The 19,567-nt window shown below is 73.0% G+C and carries 14 protein-coding genes and 1 tRNA gene; 6 read left to right on the top strand and 9 right to left on the bottom strand.

Annotated features, from left to right (window positions below; genetic code table 11):
* Both IO29_RS09905 and IO29_RS09900 read left to right on the top strand, forming a co-directional pair.
* A complete protein-coding gene (locus tag IO29_RS09905; RefSeq protein WP_030379932.1) occupies nt 1-2,754 on the top strand; it encodes an FtsX-like permease family protein in 2,754 nt (917 codons plus the stop codon).
* A gap of 22 nt (nt 2,755-2,776) precedes the next feature.
* Nucleotides 2,777-3,823, top strand: a complete 1,047-nt coding sequence (locus IO29_RS09900; RefSeq protein WP_033225057.1) for an ABC transporter ATP-binding protein — start codon at nt 2,777-2,779, stop codon at nt 3,821-3,823.
* 91 nt (nt 3,824-3,914) lie between these two features.
* Here IO29_RS09900 and IO29_RS09895 read toward each other — a convergent pair whose 3' ends face one another.
* From IO29_RS09895 to IO29_RS09865, 7 genes are all read right to left on the bottom strand, one after another.
* A complete protein-coding gene (locus tag IO29_RS09895) occupies nt 3,915-4,610 on the bottom strand; it encodes a DUF8010 domain-containing protein (protein WP_030379930.1) in 696 nt (231 codons plus the stop codon).
* Nucleotides 4,607-5,053 carry an acyl-CoA thioesterase gene (locus tag IO29_RS09890; RefSeq protein ID WP_030379929.1) on the bottom strand — a complete coding sequence of 149 codons (447 nt, stop codon included), beginning with the start codon at nt 5,051-5,053 and terminating at the stop codon, nt 4,607-4,609. The genes IO29_RS09895 and IO29_RS09890 overlap by 4 nt, the downstream gene beginning before the upstream one ends.
* Before the next feature lie 6 nt (nt 5,054-5,059).
* Nucleotides 5,060-6,724 (bottom strand): energy-dependent translational throttle protein EttA, encoded by a 1,665-nt coding sequence (gene ettA / locus IO29_RS09885; protein ID WP_030379928.1) that lies wholly within the window; start codon nt 6,722-6,724, stop codon nt 5,060-5,062.
* Nucleotides 6,725-6,927: 203 nt separating this feature from the next.
* A complete protein-coding gene (locus tag IO29_RS09880; protein ID WP_078618286.1) occupies nt 6,928-8,415 on the bottom strand; it encodes a thioester domain-containing protein in 1,488 nt (495 codons plus the stop codon).
* Between the two features lie 254 nt (nt 8,416-8,669).
* On the bottom strand, nt 8,670-9,197 hold the full coding sequence (locus IO29_RS09875; protein ID WP_030379926.1) for a single-stranded DNA-binding protein: 528 nt from the start codon (nt 9,195-9,197) through the stop codon (nt 8,670-8,672).
* 298 nt (nt 9,198-9,495) lie between these two features.
* Nucleotides 9,496-11,517, bottom strand: coding sequence for a GTPase (locus tag IO29_RS09870; RefSeq protein ID WP_420705358.1), 2,022 nt, complete (start codon nt 11,515-11,517; stop codon nt 9,496-9,498).
* A gap of 377 nt (nt 11,518-11,894) precedes the next feature.
* Nucleotides 11,895-13,505, bottom strand: coding sequence for a dynamin family protein (locus IO29_RS09865; RefSeq protein WP_030379924.1), 1,611 nt, complete (start codon nt 13,503-13,505; stop codon nt 11,895-11,897).
* 320 nt (nt 13,506-13,825) lie between these two features.
* On the opposite strand from IO29_RS09865, the gene IO29_RS09860 reads away from it, so the two are divergent.
* Nucleotides 13,826-13,898 (top strand) — tRNA-Arg (locus tag IO29_RS09860).
* 78 nt (nt 13,899-13,976) lie between these two features.
* On the opposite strand, the gene IO29_RS09855 is transcribed toward IO29_RS09860, so the two are convergent.
* Both IO29_RS09855 and IO29_RS09850 read right to left on the bottom strand, forming a co-directional pair.
* On the bottom strand, nt 13,977-15,101 hold the full coding sequence (locus tag IO29_RS09855; protein WP_030379923.1) for an NAD(P)-dependent alcohol dehydrogenase: 1,125 nt from the start codon (nt 15,099-15,101) through the stop codon (nt 13,977-13,979).
* A gap of 108 nt (nt 15,102-15,209) precedes the next feature.
* A complete protein-coding gene (locus IO29_RS09850; protein ID WP_030379922.1) occupies nt 15,210-16,721 on the bottom strand; it encodes an aldehyde dehydrogenase family protein in 1,512 nt (503 codons plus the stop codon).
* Between the two features lie 84 nt (nt 16,722-16,805).
* Between IO29_RS09850 and IO29_RS09845 the strand changes: the two genes are divergently transcribed.
* The 3 genes from IO29_RS09845 to IO29_RS09835 all read left to right on the top strand — a co-directional run bounded on the left by IO29_RS09845 (nt 16,806) and on the right by IO29_RS09835 (nt 19,477).
* Nucleotides 16,806-17,771 carry a LysR family transcriptional regulator gene (locus tag IO29_RS09845; RefSeq protein ID WP_078618283.1) on the top strand — a complete coding sequence of 322 codons (966 nt, stop codon included), beginning with the start codon at nt 16,806-16,808 and terminating at the stop codon, nt 17,769-17,771.
* A gap of 228 nt (nt 17,772-17,999) precedes the next feature.
* A complete protein-coding gene (locus IO29_RS09840; protein WP_030379920.1) occupies nt 18,000-18,839 on the top strand; it encodes an NADPH-dependent oxidoreductase in 840 nt (279 codons plus the stop codon).
* Nucleotides 18,840-18,871: 32 nt separating this feature from the next.
* On the top strand, nt 18,872-19,477 hold the full coding sequence (locus IO29_RS09835) for a TetR/AcrR family transcriptional regulator (protein ID WP_030379919.1): 606 nt from the start codon (nt 18,872-18,874) through the stop codon (nt 19,475-19,477).
* Nucleotides 19,478-19,567 lie beyond the last annotated feature (90 nt).

Raw genomic sequence — 19,567 nt, 5'->3', positions numbered from 1 at the left:
ATGCGCCCGTACCGTCGCGGGAACCCGGTCGTCGCCCCCTGGGTGCGGACCCGGCTGCGGGTGGCGCCCGGGGCCGCGGCCGGGCTCGCCGTCCTGGTGGCCGTCACCGCGTTCCTCGCCGCCGTGTGCCCGCGCGTCGTGGACCGGGCCGAGGACGCCGGGCTGCGCCGGGCCGTCGCCGAGGCCGGGGCCCGGCGCACCACCGTGCAACTGGGGGCGCCGCAGCCCGGCGTCGGCGTCGCGCGCGAGCACCGCGAGGCGGCATTGCGGCCCGATGCCCTGCGCCGGCAGTACGCCACCGTCCTCGGCGAGGTCCGCCGGCCCCTCGCGGCCGACCGCGCGCAGTCCTCGTACGGAGTGCGCACCGCGACGCCCCTGGCGGTGCCCGACGCCTGGCTGCCCCGGCCCGACCGGCTCCCCCCGCGCGTGGTGCTCGCCGCGCAGAACGACCTCGCCGGCCACGCCCGGCTGCGTTCGGGACGGCTGCCCCGCACCACCGGCACGGTGACCGCGACGACCTCCGCCGTCGAGGCCGCCGTCACCACCGAGACCGCCGCCCACCTGCGGATCGAAGCGGGCTCGGTGCTCCATGTCCCCGGCGCGGACCGCGCCCCGCTGACCGTCCGCGTCACCGGCATCGTCGCGCCCCGCCGGTCCGACGGCGCCTACTGGGCGATCCAGCCCCTGCTGCACTCCCCCTCCCTGGCACGGGACGGCGTTTCGCCCGACGCCCCCACCTACTGGCTCGGCGCGCTGCTGCTGCCGCCCGAGGCCGCGCCCGTGATGCTCGGCACGGCCGGCAACCCCGTGCGCTACTGGCAGGTGGCGCCCGACCTCACCTCCGCGCCCGCGCACGAGCTGCCCGCCCTGCGCTCCGCCGTCGCCACCCTGGAGAGCGGACCGGGCCTCGGCCGGATCCGGGACGCCGTCGCCCCCACCATCGAGTCCGAGACGGAGCTCGACGACGTCCTCGACGACTACGACGGCCTCCGCTCCCGCATCGCCCCGCTCGTCTCCGTCGCCGCCCTGGGCACCGGCACGGTCGCCGTCGTCGTCCTGCTGATGGCCGGCGGTCTCGCCGCGGACCGCCGCCGCGCCGAACTGTCCCTGCTGCGCGCCCGCGGCGCCTCCCTGCCCGGCCTCACCGGACGGCTGCTGGCCGAGACGGCGGTGGTGGCGCTGCCCGCCGGCGCGCTGGGCCTGGCGGCGGCGCTGTGGGCCGTTCCGCACGGCCGGCCGGCGTACACGGTGGCGGCGGCCGGTGCCGTCACACTGCTCGCCTGCGCCGCGCTCCCGCTGCGCGCGGCCGCCCGGCACCGCACGGCCCACCTGCGCACGGCCCGCGAGGACGTGGTCTCCGTACGCCCCTCCCGGCGCCGCACGGTCGCCGAACTCACCCTGCTGGTCCTGGCCGCCGGGGCGGTGGAGGCGCTGCGCCGGCGGGGCACCTCCGGCGCCCCCGGCACCCGGGGGGACGAGCTGGTCTCCCTGGCGCCCGTCCTCGTCGGGGTGATCGCCGCCCTGGTGCTGGTACGGCTGCACCCGCTGCCCCTGCGCCTGCTGACCCGGGCGGCGGGCCGGCTGCGGGGCGCGGTCGGCCCGCTCGCGCTGGCCCGGGCGAGCCGCACCTCCGTCTCCGCCGTCCTGCCGCTGCTCGCCCTGCTGACCGCGCTGACCACGGCCGCCTTCGGCGGTTCGGTGACCGCCGGGATCGACGCCGCCCGGGACCACGCCGCCCTCCTGGCCACCGGCGCGGACGCCCGCGTGGAGTCGGCGGACACGCTGCGGGCCGGTGCGGCGCGGCGGGTGCGGGGGGTGCCGGGCGTCGAGGAGGTCACCACGGCGGCCGTCGCCCAGGAGGCGAAGCCGCACGACGGCCCGGAGACCGTGCCCCTGGCCGCGGTGTCCCCGCCGGCCTACGCCCGGCTGGCCGGCCGCGTGCGGCTGGGCGCCTTCCCGGCCGACGCGCTGACGGCATCCCGTGAAGCCCGGCGCTCGGGGCCGCTCCCCGCGCTGGCCTCGCCCGCCGTAGCCCACCGCTACGGCAGGACCCCGTTCCCGGTCCGCCTGGAGGACAGCAGCCACGTCACCGTGCGCATCACGCTGGTGCGCGCGGCGACCCCGGCCGTGACCGGCACGGAGTTCCTCGTCGTCGACCGCTCCGGACTCCCCCCGGCCGCCGTCCGCCCGACCACCCTCCTCGTCACCGGCTCCCACCTCGACCCGGCCGCGCTGCGCCGGGCGGCGGGCGGCTCCCCGGGCGTCCAGGTCCGCGCGCGGGTACGCGCCGCCTACGCCCACTCGCCCCTGCAAACGGGCGCCGAGCACCTCTACACGGCGGCGGTCGCGGCCGGCGCCGGCTACGCCGTCCTCGCCCTGCTGCTCGCCCTGGTCCGCGCCGCCCCCGAGCGCACCGCGCTGCTGGCCCGGCTGCGCACCATGGGCCTCACCCGCGCCCAGGGCCGCCGCCTGCTGATCCTGGAGTCGCTGCCCCAGGCCGTCCTCGCCGCGGCGGGCGGCACGCTGACGGGCTGGGCGGCCGTCCGGCTCCTCTCCCCCGGCATCGATCTGACGACCCTCGCCCTGGCCGCCCGGGGCACGACCGACACCGCGCACCTGCGCACCGACCCGGCGTCCCTGCTGCTGCCGGCCCTCGCCGTACTGCTCCTGACGGTCGCCGTCGCGGCCCTCCAGGCCTGGGCGACGGGGCGGCGCGGCTCGGTGCGGGAACTGCGGGCGGGAGAGCGCACATGAACACCACCGGCGGGAGGCCACGATGACCACCGACCCCGAGACCACCGACAGCAGACTCCCGGCACCCGGTTCACAGGCCGGCGACCCCACGCTCGCCGACCTTGCGGACCGCGTCCGCGCGGACCGCGCCCGGCCCGCCTACGGCCACGACGCGCTGATCACCTGCGACCGTCTGGTGCGCGTCTTCTCCGCCGACGGCGTCGAGGTGCAGGCCCTGCAAGGGCTCGACCTCCTCGTGCGCGAGGGCGAGCTGATGGCGCTGGTCGGCGCCTCCGGCAGCGGCAAGTCCACCCTGATGAACATCCTGGCCGGGCTCGACACCCCGACCGCCGGCGCGGCCCGCGTCGCCGGGCAGGACCTGCTGACCATGACCGCCGGGGACCGGCTGCGCTACCGCCGGGACACCGTCGGCTTCGTGTGGCAGCAGACCTCCCGCAATCTGCTCCCCTATCTGACGGCCGCGCAGAACGTGGCGCTCCCGCTGCGGCTGACCGGCCGCCCGGCCGGTGTGCGCGGCCCCCGGGCCCGCCGCCGCGCCCGCACGGAACGGGCCCTGGAACTGCTGGACCTGCTCGGCGTCGCCGACTGCCGGGACCGCCGCCCGCATCAGATGTCCGGCGGTCAGCAGCAGCGGGTCGCCATCGCGGTCGCCCTGGTCAACGCCCCCGCCGTGCTCCTCGCCGACGAGCCCACCGGCGAACTCGACTCGGGCACCGCCGAGCAGATCTTCGCCGCGTTCCGTACCGCCAACGAGTCCCTGGGCACCACCGTCGTGATCGTCACCCACGACCAGGCGGTGGCGAGCGAGGTCCGCCGCACGGTCGCCATCCGCGACGGCCGTACGTCCACGGAGGTGCTGCGCCGCACCGAGGTGGACGCGGCCACCGGGCGGGAGGCGGTGGTGGCCCGCGAGTACGCGATGCTGGACCGCGCCGGCCGGCTCCAGCTGCCCGCCGACTACACCCAGGCCCTCGGCATGCGGGACCGGGTCGCCCTGGAACTGGAACCCGACCACATCACCGTCCGCCCGGACGACACGGCCCGGGACTCGGGCCCGGACCAGGGCTGACCGGCCGCGTCTCTGCCCGGCCCGCCGGCCGGTCGGTCGGCGCACGCCGATGTCCGGTCGGTCGGCGCACGCCGATGTCCGGTCCGTCCCGTCAGCGCACGCTGACGTCCAGTCCCCCCACGCCGAGCCCCGTGCGGCGCACCGCGACCGAGCCGTAGGGGGTGCGCAGCCGGAGCCAGGAACCCGAGGAGAACAGTCCCGGCCGGTCGGCCCCGGCCGGCGCGGCCCCGGCCGCCCGCAGGAAACCGAGCGTCTGCGCCGCGTGCACCGCCCGCACGGGCAGCGCCGTGCCGGCGACGGTGCGGGACCATATCTCCCGCCCGATCCGGTCCAGTTCGGCCCGGGTCCGCCGCTCCTCGGGCAGTGCGTCCGTGCGGGAGCGGAACTCGGCGACCGCCCCGGCCACCGTCGCCCGCAGCGCGTCCGGCGCGGGCAGCCCCGGCTCGGGCCGCCAGCCGCCGCGCGGCGGCAGCACGCCGGCCCACGGCGGGCCGGTGACCGCGGCCGGAACGGTGGCCGTGCCCGCCGCCTCGTCCACGGACTCCAGCAGCTCACCGGCGGACACGGTCACGTCGAGGGTGACGTCCAGGCCGTGCTCGTACGGTTTGCCGAGCCGCACCGCGCGCACGGCCAGCACCTCGAAGGAGGGCGGCCGGCCGAACACGGCGAGCGCCGTCCCGGCCGCCTGGAGCCGCACCGCCGCCGCGCGGTCGTAGTGCAGCAGCCGGGAGAGGAAGCCGGCCAGGTCGGCCGCCTCCCCGTCGTCGGCGAGGTGCAGCACGCTCATGCGGCCACGGCCTCGCCCGCGTCGTCCGCCGCGCCCGTGTCGCCGTCCGCCGCGTCGTCGTCGCGGTAGCCGTCGAGGAACTCGCGTTCCTCGGCGGTGATCCGGCGCGGCCGCTGCGCCTCGAAGTCGAACGGCACGATCACCGTCGACGCTCTGACGTAGACCTGGCCGGGGTCCTTCACCTCGTAGGCGAGAGTGAAGGACGCCGCCCTGATCTCGGTGACCCACAGCTCGATGTCCACGGGTGCGTGCCGGTGGACGAGCTGCCGCTTGTAGTCGATCTCATGGCGTGCCACCACCGACCCCTGCCGGAAGTCCTTGTCCGGGCGGAACAGGAAGTCGATACGGGCTTCCTCCAGGTAGCGGAGGAAGACCACGTTGTTGACGTGGCCGTACGCGTCCATGTCCGCCCAGCGCAGCGGGCAGCGGTAGAGATGCCGCAAGATCGATCAGCCCCGGGTCAGCTTCTTGTAGGTGGCCCGGTGCGGGCGCGCGGCGTCGGCACCCAGGCGCTCGATCTTGTTCTTCTCGTAGGACTCGAAGTTGCCCTCGAACCAGAACCACTTGGACTCGCCCTCGTAGGCGAGGATGTGCGTGGCCACGCGGTCGAGGAACCACCGGTCGTGGGAGACGACCACGGCGCACCCGGGGAACTCCAGCAGCGCGTTCTCCAGGCTGGAGAGCGTCTCGACGTCGAGGTCGTTGGTCGGCTCGTCGAGGAGCAGCAGGTTGCCGCCCTGCTTGAGGGTGAGCGCGAGGTTGAGGCGGTTGCGCTCACCGCCGGAGAGCACGCCGGCCGGCTTCTGCTGGTCCGGTCCCTTGAACCCGAAGGCGGAGACGTACGCCCGGGAGGGCATCTCCACCTGTCCGACGTTGATGTAGTCCAGCTCGTCGGAGACGACGGCCCACAGCGTCTTCTTCGGGTCGATGTTCTCGCGGCTCTGGTCGACGTAGGAGATCTTGACGGTCTCGCCGACCTTGATGGAACCGGAGTCCGGCTCCTCCAGGCCCTGGATCATCTTGAACAGCGTGGTCTTGCCGGCGCCGTTCGGGCCGATGACGCCGACGATGCCGTTGCGCGGGAGGGTGAAGCTGAGGTCCTCGATGAGGACCTTCTCGCCGAAGGCCTTGTTGAGCTTGTCGACCTCGACGACCACGCTGCCCAGCCGCGGCCCCGGCGGGATCTGGATCTCCTCGAAGTCCAGCTTCCGCATCTTGTCGGCCTCGGCGGCCATCTCCTCGTAGCGGGCGAGGCGGGCCTTGGACTTGGCCTGGCGTCCCTTGGCGTTGGAGCGGACCCACTCCAGCTCGTCCTTGAGGCGCTTCTGCCGCTTGGCGTCCTTCTGGCCCTCGACCTTGAGGCGGGCGGCCTTGGTCTCCAGGTACTTGGAGTAGTTGCCCTCGTAGCCGTGCAGCCGGCCGCGGTCGACCTCGCAGATCCACCCGGCGACGTTGTCGAGGAAGTACCGGTCGTGGGTGACGGCCACGACGGTGCCCTCGTACTTGGCGAGGTGCTGCTCCAGCCAGTTCACCGACTCGGCGTCGAGGTGGTTGGTGGGCTCGTCGAGGAGCAGCAGGTCGGGGGCCTCCAGGAGCAGCTTGCACAGCGCCACGCGGCGCTTCTCGCCACCGGAGAGGTTGACCACCGGCCAGTCGCCGGGCGGGCAGCCCAGCGCGTCCATGGCCTGCTCGAGCTGGGCGTCGAGGTCCCAGGCGTTGGCATGGTCGAGCTGCTCCTGGAGCTTGCCCATCTCGTCCATGAGCTCGTCGGTGTACTCGGTCGCCATCTGCTCGGCGATCTCGTTGAACCGGTCGAGCTTGCCCTTGATCTCGGCGACGCCCTCCTGGACGTTCTCCAGGACCGTCTTCTCCTCGTTCAGCGGGGGCTCCTGGAGCAGGATGCCCACGGTGTACCCGGGCGAGAGATAGGCGTCACCGTTCGACGGCTGCTCGAGGCCCGCCATGATCTTGAGGACGGTGGACTTACCGGCACCGTTCGGACCGACGACGCCGATCTTCGCCCCCGGCAGGAAGTTCAGGGTGACGTCGTCGAGGATCACCTTGTCGCCGTGCGCTTTGCGCGCCTTGCGCATGGTGTAAATGAACTCAGCCAAGAGAAACCGTCCGGCAGCTTGAAATCTGGCAGTGGGCAGACACACCCATCTTGCCGCACCGCCGCCCCTGGAAGAAAACGAGTACGGTCCGCGGGCGCTGACCTGGCCCTTCGGTGCCGGCCGGCCCAGGGGGGCGCCGGGGCCCCGGGTGGCGGTCCGGGGCGGGCCTCTGGATCACTGTGGAGTTGCCAAGGTGCTGCCGGTCAGTGCCGGGTGGTGGGGTTCTTCCTGCGGCCGAGGAGCACCAGGACCGCGCCGCCGACCACAACGAGGGCGATCGCCACGCCCGCGATCAGCGGGGTCGTGTCCGAGCCGCCGGTCTCGGCGAGGTTGGTGACGTCCGTGGTGCCGCCGACCGTCGCCGGGCTCGGTTCGCTCAGCGTCTGCACCGGCTCACCGCCTGCGGCGCTGCTCTCGGCGGTCTCGGTCGCGCAGTCGAGGACGCCCTCGAAGCGGCTGTCGACCCCGTGCGGCCCCTTGATGGTGAAGTCGTACGCCTGGTCCTCCTGCAACGGGACCGTCACCGTCTCGCTGCCGCCGGCCTCGATGCCGTGCTCGGTGCCCATCAGGGTGAACATGAAGGGTTTGTCACCCTGGTTGGCGGCGGTGATGTCGAGCCCGCCCTCGGCGCAGTTCTTGCGGGCCGACAGCGCGGGTATCGCGCCCTGTTCCGCCCAGTTGGCCGTCGCCGTCGCGGACACCGTCGACTCGCTGGAGCCGGCCAGGATCTGGGTCTGGCTGCGGCTGTCGGAGACGAAGGCCCGGCCGACCGGCACGCTGGTGGAGGCCTGGACGGTCAGCGAGGCGGAGCCGGCCGCCGTGTCCTCGGGCACGTCGAAGTAGATCCGGCTGCCGTCGGCGGCCGAGGTGACCGGCTTCCCCGCCTTGTCGACCACCGTCACCCCGTTCGCGGTGGCGGCGGCCGGCGGTGTCACGGTGACGCTGTCGGCGGTGGTGTGCACGGTGACCGGTCCGAGCCGCTCGCCCGGGTGCCCGGAGACGGCGGGCGGGTCCAGGCGCAGCGAGGCCTCCGGCTCGGCCACGTCGCGGGCGTTGCTCTCCAGGTAGTCCGCGAGCCGCTCCGCCTGCGGGTCGAGGGCCTCCACGTCGGCGCCGTCGGAGTACCGCCAGATGGCCACCTGGGTGCCGGCCGCCGCGTCCTGTTCGGTGAGGCCCTTGACGCCGGCCTTGGCGGCGAGTGCGGCGAGGTCGTTGACCTGGGGGTAGGAGTTCCGCAGTATCCAGCGGATCCGGCCGGCGGCCTTGTTGGCGCCCAGTGAGGTGCCGCTCCAGGGTGTCTCCTGGTATCTGGCGTCCTTCTGCGTGGGGTTGTCGATGTCGACGCAGTACGTCTGCAACATGCCGCCGCCCTCGACGGACATCTCGAAGAGCCCCGCAGAGACCTGCCGGTCGCCGTCCGCGCCGTGGATGACCGCGTCCCCGTAGGTCTTGAGGCCGCCGATCGTCGCCGTGGCGCCGCCCTCGCCGCGGGTGCCCTCCTCGGCGACGGCGGAGCCCGCACCGGCCAGCGCTCCGGCGGTCACCAGCCCGGACACCAGGGTGACGGCGGCCAGGCGCGCGGACAGCCGCGGCAGTACCGCCCGCACGGCCCGCCGGCCGCGCGCGGACAGCGTTCCCGTCCATGCGGACAGCCCCGCCAACCCCGGCACCACGGACAACGCTGACTTCACAACCAATCCCCCTTAGTACGAGGCTTCCTTGACGTGGGCAGGGAGCGGTCCCGCCGGCGTTCTCACGAGCCCCGTGAGCCATGCCCGGCATCCTAGGGACGCGGGGACGCCACTCTTCCCGGTCACCTCCTCGCGCGGCTGATCCGACTCGGAATCGTTATCCCGCCCACAGGTTGTGCGTGAGCTGCGCTTATCGAGGACTTATCGAGGTCTTGCCGGGCGGACGCCGCCGCCCCGGCCGGCCCGTGCCGACCTCACGTCACCCCTGCGGCCACCGGCCGCTGTTGGGCCCTGAGCCCCGGATCCGCCGCCGGGTCACCGGCCGGTTCCGTCTCCCAGACGGGCTCCGCCCGGGCCTCCGCCGCCTGCGTTCCGGTCCCCTGGTCCCCCGTCGCCTGTGCCGCCGTTCCCTGGGATGTCTCGGGCCTCGACGCCCGCCGGAAGGCCGAGGTACCCCGTGCCAGGTCGTGGCCGATCGCGCTCGCGTCCAGGTCCGCGGAGGCCCAGTTCTGTCCGTCGCGTTGCTCCGTGCGCACCCTCAGCCGGCCCTGGACGAGCACCGGATCGCCCACCGACAGGGACGCGCCGACGTTGGCGGCCAGTGCCCGGCGGGCCCACACCGTGAAGAAGTTGGTGTGACCGTCCGCCCACGCGCTCTTCTCGCGGTCCCAGTACCGCGCCGTCACCGCCAGCCGGAAGCGCGCCGACGCGCCGGAAGCGGATTCGCGGAACACCGGTTGCGTGGCGACGTTGCCGACCACGCACACAGTCGTCTCGTTCATGCCGTACCCCTCCCTCACCGCCCCGCCCGGCGAGGGCCGGCGGGACGGCGGATCCACGCACGGGTCCCTCCCGCACGGTGGTGTCTGCCGCGGCTGCCCGCCTCCGTCGCGAGCGCCGCGGAATTCAGACTGCCTCCGCCGGCCGCATCCCGCTGAGGGCTGTGGACGACCGCCCGGCTGTGGATATCTCCGTCACCCGGACGAGTGAGCCCGCCTCCCCGCGGTTGCCTTCGCCCCCCCCTTTCGCGGGGCGTCCGTTCACCTCGCGCGGCACCCGGTCACCTCGCGCGGCACCCGTTCACCTCGCCCGGTCCCCCGTCCCGGCTCCCGTCGCACTCACCGTGCCCACCCCGCCCGCGACCCCGGCCGGTCCCGTGACCCTGGCGTACTGCTCGCGCACCTCCCGGTAACGCAGCAGTTCGGAGGCCACCGGGTCCAGCACCCGGGCCCGTCCGCACCCGGCGGCCGCCTCCCGCAGCCTGCGTTCCGCCTCCAGTCCGTACCGCCGTGCCGGCCCCCGTGCCGCCATCCGGCAGCTCCACTCCACCACCGGACCGCCGACGATCCCCAGCGCCATCAGCAGCACCGGCACACCGAGGTTGGGCGACATGAATCCGATGATCTGACCGAGCAGCCACAGCCCACCGACCACTTGCAGCAGGGTCATCGCGGCCTGCGCCAGCACCGCCGCCGGCCACCAGCCCGGCCGCGGCGGACGCCCGGGCGGCGCACCGGCGCGCAGGGCCAGCGCGTCCAGCGCCTCCGGAAGCCCGTGCGCCCCGCGCACCGCGGCCTCGCGCACCGCCTGCGCCCAGGCCGAGGGCAGCCCGGCCGCGGCCCGGTCCGCCACCGTCCGTACCGCCTGCTCGACGCGCTGCCGCGCGGTCGCCTCCTCGTCCGCTGGGGCACGCAGCGGGAGCCGTCCGGTCGGGGGTTCGCGCCGGTCCTGGTACCAGCGCCACAGCCGCAGCCAGGGCGTTCCGCACGCCCGGTTGGCATTGCGCAGCCAGGCCCGCTCGGCCGCCTCACCCGCCGCGGTGGCGCCCACGGCGTCCGCGAGCCGCGCGGCGAACTCGTCGCGCGCGTTCTCGCTGAGCCCGGCGCGCAGCCCCGTGGTGTACACCGGCCGCAGCCGCGCGGCGGCCGCGTCCACGTCGGCCGAGACCCGGCGGCCCGGGGCCCCGCGTTCGGCCACGAACTGCCCGAGCGCCTCGCGCAGTTCACCGATGCCGTCACCGGTGAGCGCGGAGACCGGGAGCACGGTCGCGCCCGGCTCGCCGTACTCCCCGAGGGCGACGCCGTCCTCGTCGAGCAGCCGCCGCAGATCGTCGAGCACCTGTTCGGCGGCCTCCCCGGGGAGCCGGTCCACCTGGTTGAGGACGAGGAACATGACCTCCGCGTGGCCCGCCATGGGCCGCAGATAGCGCTCGTGCAGGACGGCGTCGGCGTACTTCTCCGGATCGACCACCCAGATGACGGCGTCGACGAGCGCCAGGACGCGGTCGACCTGCTCGCGGTGTTCCACGGCCGCCGAGTCGTGGTCGGGGAGGTCCACCAGGACGAGGCCGCGCAGTTGCGGATCGCCGTCGGGGCCCTGGACGGGGCGTCTGCGCAGCCGCCCGGGGATGCCGAGCCGGTCGATGAGCGCCGCGGCGCCGTCGCTCCAACTGCACGCGATGGGCGCGGCGGTGGTGGGCCTGCGCACCCCGGTCTCCGAGATCGCGACCCCGGCGAGCGCGTTGAACAGCGCCGACTTGCCGCTGCCGGTCGCGCCGGCCAGGGCGACGACGGTGTGCTGCCCGGAGAGCCTGCGGCGTGCCGCCGCCTCCTCCAGGACACGGCTCGCCTCGGAGAGCGTCCGGCTGTCCAGCCGGGTGCGCGACAGCCCGACGAGTTCCCGCAGCGCGTCGAGACGCGACCGCAGGCGGCCGTCGTAGGCGAGCGGGGCGGGCCGCCGTACGGCGCTGCTCCTGGTCTCCACGACGGACGGCGTCTCCTGGGGGGCGGTCTTCTCGGTCACCCGCCGCGCGATCAGCCCGTCGTCCCAGGCGTCACCGCCGTCGCCGTCCTCGGGGGCCGGCACGGGAGGACGTCCCTCGGGCGCGGAATGACGTCCCTCGGGCGCGGAATGACGGCCCTCGGGGGCGGAAGGACGTCCCTCGGGCACGGAAGGACGTCCCTCGGGGGCGGCATGACGATCCTCGGGCGCGGAATGGCGGTCCTCAAGCGCGGGACGACGTCCCCCATGTGTCGTCCGACCGCCCGGCCGGGAGCTTTCCGGCGGCCTGCGGAGGTCGGGCTGGGCACGCTGGAGAGCCATGTGCGCGCGGGGGTCTCCGGAGGCTTCCGTGCCGCTGTCGTTCACGCCTTTGCCGTCGTGCGCGCCCTTGTCGGCGCCGTTGCCTCCCTCCCCGGCGCCACCGTTGTCCCCGTGTCCGTCCCCGCCCCTGTCCCTGTCGCCGCTCCGGTCCTTCAGCACGCCGTGCTCCCGCTCCTCCTGCCCCCGCGCCTCCCTCTCCGGTTCCTCCGGTTTCTCCGGTTCCTCCGGTTCCTCCGGTTTCGTCCGTACGGCGTCCGGCGCGGTCTCCCGCCCCGCCCGGTTCTCCGAGGGTTCGCCGTCCGGGCCCCCCGGGTCGCCGGGTCCTCCGGGCCGTTCTGGGGCGTGGTCCGTGCGGTCAGTGACGGCGGTCACCCCGGTCACCTCTCCTTCTGCAATAGGGACAACGCGGCGATGAGCTCCGCCTGGGGCTCGGCATGGACCTCCAGGGCGTCGAGCGGGGCGAGCCGGCGCTCCCGCTCGGTGTGCAGCACCCTGTCGACGTAGTCGGAGAGCAGCCGTGCGGCCCGGTCGCGCAGCCGCAGGGCCCCGTGGGCGCCGATCCGCTCGGCCAGCCGCTCGCCCGCGGAGCGCGCCCGGCGGCCGCCGAGCAGCGCGGTGGCGACCAGGGCGGCCACCACCTCGGCGTCCGGCGCCACGCTCCGGTCGAGGTCGCGCGCCTCCTCCTCGGCGTACTCCTCCAGGACGCGCCGCCAGCGCCGTACCGCCAGGCCGATCCGGTGCTCGGTGTGGTCGGCGGCGGGGTCGTGCCCGCAGAGCTCGGGGGCGTCGGCGGCCGGTTCGAGGCGCCAGGCCTCGTCGATGCGTTCGTCGGCGGCGGTGACGGCGCACAGGAGGAGCGCGCCGAGGCTCTCCACCAGGGCGTCGAGCAGTTCCCGGGCGGTGCAGTCCAGGGGGAAGCTGCGCCACCGCTTCAACGCGTCACCGGCGAGCACGGCACCGGCCTGCAAACGGCCCCGCACGCGCGCGTACTCGCTGTCGTACGCCCCGTCGACGGCGGCGGTGAGCCGGAGCGCGGCGGCGTACTGCGCGGCGGCGGCGCCGGCCAGCTCGGGCAGCCGGGAGTCGAGGGAGCCCAGCGCTCCGTGGGCGGTACGGGCCATGGCGGCGGTCCGGGTGGCCGGATCCTGCACGAGATGGGTGAGCCAGGAGCGCAGCGGCGCGACGGCGGTGGCGGGCAGCAGGCCGCCGCCCCAGGCGGACTCGGGCAGTTCGGGCACGGTGAAGCGGGGCACGTCGCCGAGTCCGGCCTTTGTGAGCAGGGCGGCGTACTGCCGCGACACCTCGGAGACGACCTGGTGCGGGACGCGGTCCAGGACGGTGACGAGCGTGGCCTGCTGCTCCTTGGCGGTGCGCAGCAGATGCCAGGGGACGGCGTCGGCGTACCGCGCGGCGGTGGTGACCATGATCCAGATGTCGGCGGCACAGATCAGTTCGGCGGCGAGCGTGCGGTTGCCGGCGATGAGCGAGTCGATGTCGGGGGCGTCGAGGAGGGCGAGCCCGGGCGGCAGTGTCTCGGCGGTCTCGATGCGCAGCACGCGCTGGTCCTGGTCGGCGAGGGAGGGCAGGTCGTCGTCGCCGGTCTCCGTGCGGGGCAGCCATTCGCGGCCGAGTTCGGGCAGGACGCGCATGCCGCTGAACCAGTGGTGGTCCTCGGGGTGACACACCAGCACGGGGGTCCGAGTGGTGGGCCGCAGGACGCCGGCCTCACTGACCTTGCGGCCCACCAGGGAGTTGACGAGCGTCGACTTTCCGGCGCCGGTGGAACCGCCCACCACGGCAAGCAACGGCGCCTCTGGTTGACGCAATCGGGGCACCAGATAGTCGTCGAGTTGCGCGAGGAGTTCGTCCCGGTTCGCACGCGCGCGTGGCGCTCCCGCGAGGGGGAGCGGAAAGCGTGCGGCGGCCACACGGTCGCGCAGGGCGGAGAGTGCGTCGAGCAGCTGGGGCCGTACGTCCAAGGTCACCACATGTGAAGAATGCCCAATTTTGCAGTCTTTCTGAAGCATATAACTGGTTCTGCGCGCCGATTGGACACACGGGACGGAAAGGACGACCGGGACACAGGCACAGTCCAGGCATAACGAGTGCACAACACCCGATGCGCGAGCGGCCAAAAGCGATGCAGGATTCGTACCTGCCTGCGATTATCGGACCCGCTTCACCGAACCTCCACATCGAGCCACGGAGGCGAAGCAACAGGGACAAGGGCTCGGGAGCCCTATCCTTGTCCCCGGCGAGGTCACGGATCGCCCCACACCCGGGCGCCACGACACAGGCCACCACATCGGCCCCCGTAGCTCAGTGGATAGAGCAGGCGCCTTCTAAGCGCTTGGCCGCAGGTTCGAGTCCTGCCGGGGGCGCCCAGCAGAGCCCTCCCTCTGGGAGGGCGTTCAGCCAGGGTTCACCGCCCTCGCGGGAACCCTTTCCTCCGCACCGGTTCAGGCTGGTTCGGCGGCCGGCAGCAGGACCGGCTTGACGACCTCCCCGCTCTCGGCCGCCTTGCTCCAGGCGGCGACGTCGTTCAACGGGAAGGTGGTCACGAACCGCTCGACCGGCAGATCCCCGCGTTCCGCCCTCGCCACCAGGCGGGGGATGAGTTCTTGGGGGCGTGAGGCTCCCTCCACGACGCCGACGAGTCGTTTGCTGCCATTGACCAGGTCCATGACGTCCAGTGGAATCGTGGCGCCCACCTGGGCGGTGCCCACGACGGCGATGGTGCCGCCGGTGGCGAGGGCCCGGACTCCGTCCCGCAGCGCCGCCGGAGATCCGCTGCTCTCCAGCATGTAGGGGGCCCCGCCGCCGAGTATGGACCGGACCGCTTCGTCGGCGGCGTCGCGGGACGCGTTGACCACATGCGTGGCGCCGACCTTCAAGGCCAGGTCCAGGCGGCTGTCGCGGGTGTCCACGGCGATCACCGTGCGGTCCTCCAGTGCGGCCGTCATCACCGCCGAGAGGCCCACGGCACCGGCGCCGATCACCACCACCGGAGCCGTGGCCGCGGGGGCGAGGACGTTCAGTACGCTGCCCGCCCCGGTCTGTACCGCGCAGCCGAAGGGGGCGAGCAGATGCGGAGGCAGGTCGCTGTCGACGACGACCGCGTTGCGCTCGTTCACCAGAGCGTAGGAGGCGAACGCCGACTGGCCGAAGAAGTTTCCGTTCACCGGGTCGCTGCCGCGCCGCAGGCGTGCGGTGCCGTCCTCGCGGGTGCCGGCGGTGAAGTTGCGGGACACGAAGTGGTCGCACTGGCTGGGGACGCCGGCCCGGCACCGGCCGCAGCGCCCGCACGAGTCGAAGGTCAGCACGACCCGGTCGCCGGGCCGCATCGCGGTCACCGAACCGCCCACTTCCTCGACCGTTCCCGTGCCCTCGTGACCGGCCACCAGCGGCGCCGGGACCGGCAGCGCTCCGGTCCGCGCCTGGATGTCGGCGTGGCACACGCCGACGGCATCGATGCGTACCAAGGCCTCGTCGGCCCTCGGCGCGTCGATCTCCAGCTCGGCAAGGGTGAAGGGTTCGCCGATGGCGTCGACCACGGCGGCGGCGACGCGACGCCGCGCGCCCACCGTGGCACTCCGCCTGCCTGGACCGGATGGGAGATTCGGTGCAGCGGACATGGTGTTCACCTGTCTCTCAGAAGGAGGGGAGCCTCAGAAGGAGGGGAGCCGTGTCTCTCAGAAGGAGGGGAGCCGGCGCTCACCGCTCTGCACGGTGATGGCGATCTGGTCGGTGAAGTCGTGCAGGGAGTGGGGCCCGCTGCGGCCCCACCCGCTGTCGCGCACACCACCGATCGGCGCCTGTATCTCGTCGTCGATGGTGGGCAGGTTGATACGTACCGAGCCGGCCCGAATACGCTCCGACAGCCGGACGGCGCGATGGGTGTCCCCGGAGATGATGGCCGAAGTGAGCCCGTAGTCGAGGCGGTTGGCGAGGTCGACGGCCTCGTCGGCGCTCTGCACCGACCGTACGACGACCACCGGTCCGAAGGTCTCCTCCGTGGAGACGGTCGCGTCGTCCGGTACGTCCGCCAGGATGGTGGGGGCATAGACCGGGCCGTCGTGGGTGCCGCCCGTCAGCAGCCGGGCCCCCTTCGCCACGGCGTCCCGCACACGTTCGTCGACACGGCGCAGGGCGTCGCGCGTGATCAGCGGCCCGATGAAGGTCTCCTCCTCCAGCGGTGAGCCGGCCCGCAGGGTACTGGTCCTGGCCACCAGCCGTTCGACGAACACGTCGTACAGGTCGTGGTGGACGAGGATCGTGCGGGCGTTGAGGCAGATCTGCCCCTGGTGGAAGAAGGCGCTGAACGCGGCCACGCGCACCGCGTAGTCGAGATCGGCGTCGTGCAGGACGATCAGCGGGTTGTACCCGCCGAGCTCCATGACCGACCGCTTCAGCGCCGCGCCGGCGCGCTCGGCGAGCATGCGCCCGGTAGGAACGCTGCCGATGAAATTGACGCAGCGCACCGAGGGATTCTCGAAGATCTCGTCGGCGATCGGGCCCGCTTCACCGGGACCGTGCGTCACCACGTTGACCACCCCGGCCGGCAGACCTGCCTCGTGCAGGATCTCGGCGACCTGGATGCCCGCCGAGACGGGCGCCAGTTCGGTGGGTTTGACCACCACCGTGTTTCCGGCGACGAGCGGCGAGAGGATCGCCCGCCAGGCCAGTATCTGCGCCCCGTTCCACGGGGTGAAACTCGCGACCACCCCGAGCGGGCGGCGCACCACGGTCTGTGTGGTGTCCGGGAAGTCGGAGCGCAGCAGTTCACCGGCGGGCAGGTAGGCCCAGCCCGCCGCCTGTTCGATGAGCTGGACGACCAGGTCGAGCTGGAAGCGGCCGTTGAGCAGTGTGGTTCCGGTCTCCCTGGCCATGGTGGTGGCCAGTTCGTCACGACGCCGCTCCACGATGGACGCCGCCTTGCGCAGGATGCGGGCCTTCTCGGCCGGCGAGGTCCGGGCCCAGGCCGGGAAGGCGCGGTCCGCGGCGGCGATCGCCGCCGCCGTCTCCGCCCGCCCGCAACGGGCCGCCGTGGCGAAAACCTGGCCGGTCCACGGGTCGAGGTCCTCGAACGTACCGGCCTCGGCCGTGAGCCACTGGCCGTCGCTGAAATACCCGTATTCGGCGGGGTGGTTTCCGGGCAGTCCCGCCCGAGTTTCTGCCGGCGAGGGAATCTTCCGGTGATTCATCGCTGTCCTCCAGGGACGCTCAAGAATGCCCGCGGCGGGCCTCCACATCGACCTTCCACCGCAACCCGACATGCCGTCAAATGCATGTCGAGCACTGTTAATATGCACGCCATGCATATCGAGAGTGTCGATCTGAATCTGCTCAAGGCACTTGACGTGCTGCTGGACGAGCGGCATGTCTCGCGGGCGGCGGCCCGCTTCCACCTCAGCCAGTCGGCGATGAGCCGCACCCTGAGCAGGCTGCGGGAGGCATTCGCCGACGAGTTGCTCGTACGGACCTCCACCGGTTACGCCCTTACGCCGCGCGCCCGTCACATCCAGGCCGAACTGTCGGACATCCTGCCCAGGCTGCGGAATCTGGTGACCGAGGAGAATTTCGATCCCTCGACGGCGAACGGACTGATACGCATAGCGGCGTCCGACTACTTCCTGGCTGTTGTCGGAAACAAAGTTTTCTCGGCCTTCTTCGAGCAGGCAAAGGGAATCTCATTGGTCGTGGAACCGGTGAGTCCCACCACGTTCGACGATCTCGAACGAGGCCGTGTCGACATGGCGTTCGTCCCGGCGTCGGCACCGCCCCAGCTGTCCAGACACGTACTGTTCACCGAGGACCACGTGTGCGTGCTCGCCGAGGACCACCCGCTGACCCGGGACCGGTTGACGTCGGCCGACCTGGGGGCGTATCCGCATGCCGGTGTGGCGGCTCTGGAGAGCGGCCACATGCTGGTGGAGGCGCACCTGGATCGGCTCGGCGTCCGCCCGCCCGCCGGGTTGACCGTTCCCTATTTCGCCGCGGCTGCCGCCGCCGTGCGCGGTACCCGGTTGATCGCGATCGTTCCCCGGCGCCTCGTCGGCCTCCTGCGCGAACCCGGGCTGCGCGTGGCCGAGGCGCCGGAACAGTTCCCCTCCTTCGACTACCCGATGCTGTGGCATCCGCGGCTGACGGGCGATCCGGCGCACCGGTGGATGCGGTCGCTCCTGATCCGCGCCGGGGCGGATCTCACGCCCGGGCCGGGCATCGGTGCTGTGCGGGAAGAACCGTCGGCCTGACGTTCGCCGGAGCTCCCTCCGACAGGCTCTGTGGCTGTCACGGGGCCTTGCCCCCCGGCCCCTGGACGCCGGTCGGGTGAGCGGGACCAGGTCGCGGTCAGGATCGAGAGGCGCACGCGTCAGCCACGTCACGCGGGCGCTTGACGGCAGGTCAGGGCAGTGGGGAATGAACCCGGCGGGGGCGTGGTTGCCGTAACCGAATCTGATTCGGATAACGGAAGGACAGCCATGACCGACTCCTCGCGGCGGCACGCACTCCTGGAAGCCCGCTACGGGCAGCAGGCGAAGCCGGTGAACATCATCTGGAACGAGCAGATCGAAACGCTGCTCGCGCACCGCTCGGTGCGCGCCTTCACCGACGAACCGCTGCCCGAAGGCGCTCTGGAGACGGTGGTGGCGGCCGCCCAGTCGGCGTCCACGTCGTCGAACCTCCACCAGTGGAGCCTCGTGGCCGTCTCGGACCCGGAGACGAAGGCCGAACTCGCGAGGCTGACACACGGCGCGGAGTTCACCGGGTTCGATTTCGTCGCCCAGGCCCCCAGCGTTCTGCTGTGGGTGGCGGACATGTCACGCAGCCACGCGATCAGCGTCGAGCAGGGCGGCAAGCCCGTGGTCACCGACTACGTCGACGCCTTCCTGATGGCGTCGGTCGACGCGGCCCTGGCCGCCCAGAACGGTCTCGTCGCGGCGGAGGCGATCGGACTGGGAGGCGTGTACCTGGGCTCGCTGCGCAACCACGCCAAGGAACTCGCCGACCTGATCGGACTTCCCGCGTACGCCTACGTCGTCTTCGGCATGGCCATCGGCACCCCGGACCCGCACCGCCCCAGCGCGATGCATCCCCGTCCGGCGCAGGACGTCGTGCTGCACCGCGAGCGCTACCGCACACGGCCGGCCGAGGAATGGCTCGAGGACTACGAGCTGGCGTTCAAGGACTTCCGCGCCGAGTACGGACTGCGGGACAAGACGTGGAGCCACTCCGTCGTGGTGGGCACAAGCCTGGACTACATGGACGGGCGTGAGGACCTGCGCCGTACGCTGGAGGAGCGCGGCTACCTGCTGCGCTGAGAGGCATCCGACGGGAAGCGGGGGCGCTGGACGTGGCCAGACCGAAGACGCCGCTGTTGTCCCCGGCACGGATCGCGGACGCCGCGATCGAACTCGCCGACCGCACCGGTGACATCCAGATGATTCAGCTGGCCCGGCACCTCGGCGTCGCCCCGTCCTCCCTGTACTCCCACGTCACCGGCCGGGCGAAGGTCATCGACCTCGCCCGGCTGCGGATGCTGGAACGGATGGAACCCCTCAGCCCCGCACACGACTGGCGCGAAGCCGTGGCCGGCCTCCTGCGCCGGCTCACCACCCTGTACGCCAGGCACCGGCGCATCCTGCCGCTCCTGTCCACCACCCCCATGACCTGCGACCGTTCCCTCGCGGTTTACGAACCGATGTTCGCCGCACTGCTCGAAGGCGGCTTCCGACGGGACCAGCTGCGCCTGGTCGTCGCCATGGTCGAGTTCCAGGCGTTCGGTCTCGCCCAGGGACTACCGGCTCCGGCCATGTCCGACCACATCCGCGAAACCCTTCCGGCCTACACCGCGTCAGTGGACCACTCCCGCTACGACCTGGCCACCGCGACCGAGTTCTCCGTGGTCATGGTCATCGGCGGGCTGGAAGCGATCCTGGCCCACCCCGACGGGCCGTGACGCACTCACCCACCCACGGGCAAGCCCCTCGGAGGCCCTGACCACTTGCGCTGACGAAGGCCTTCGGGGGTGCGGCGTTCGCGGACGGTC

This window comes from Streptomyces sp. NRRL F-6676, from assembly GCF_000725625.1.
Lineage (GTDB): Bacteria > Actinomycetota > Actinomycetes > Streptomycetales > Streptomycetaceae > Streptomyces.
Note: the sequence above shows the minus strand (reverse complement) of the source record. Positions and strands in the feature narration are given on the sequence as shown.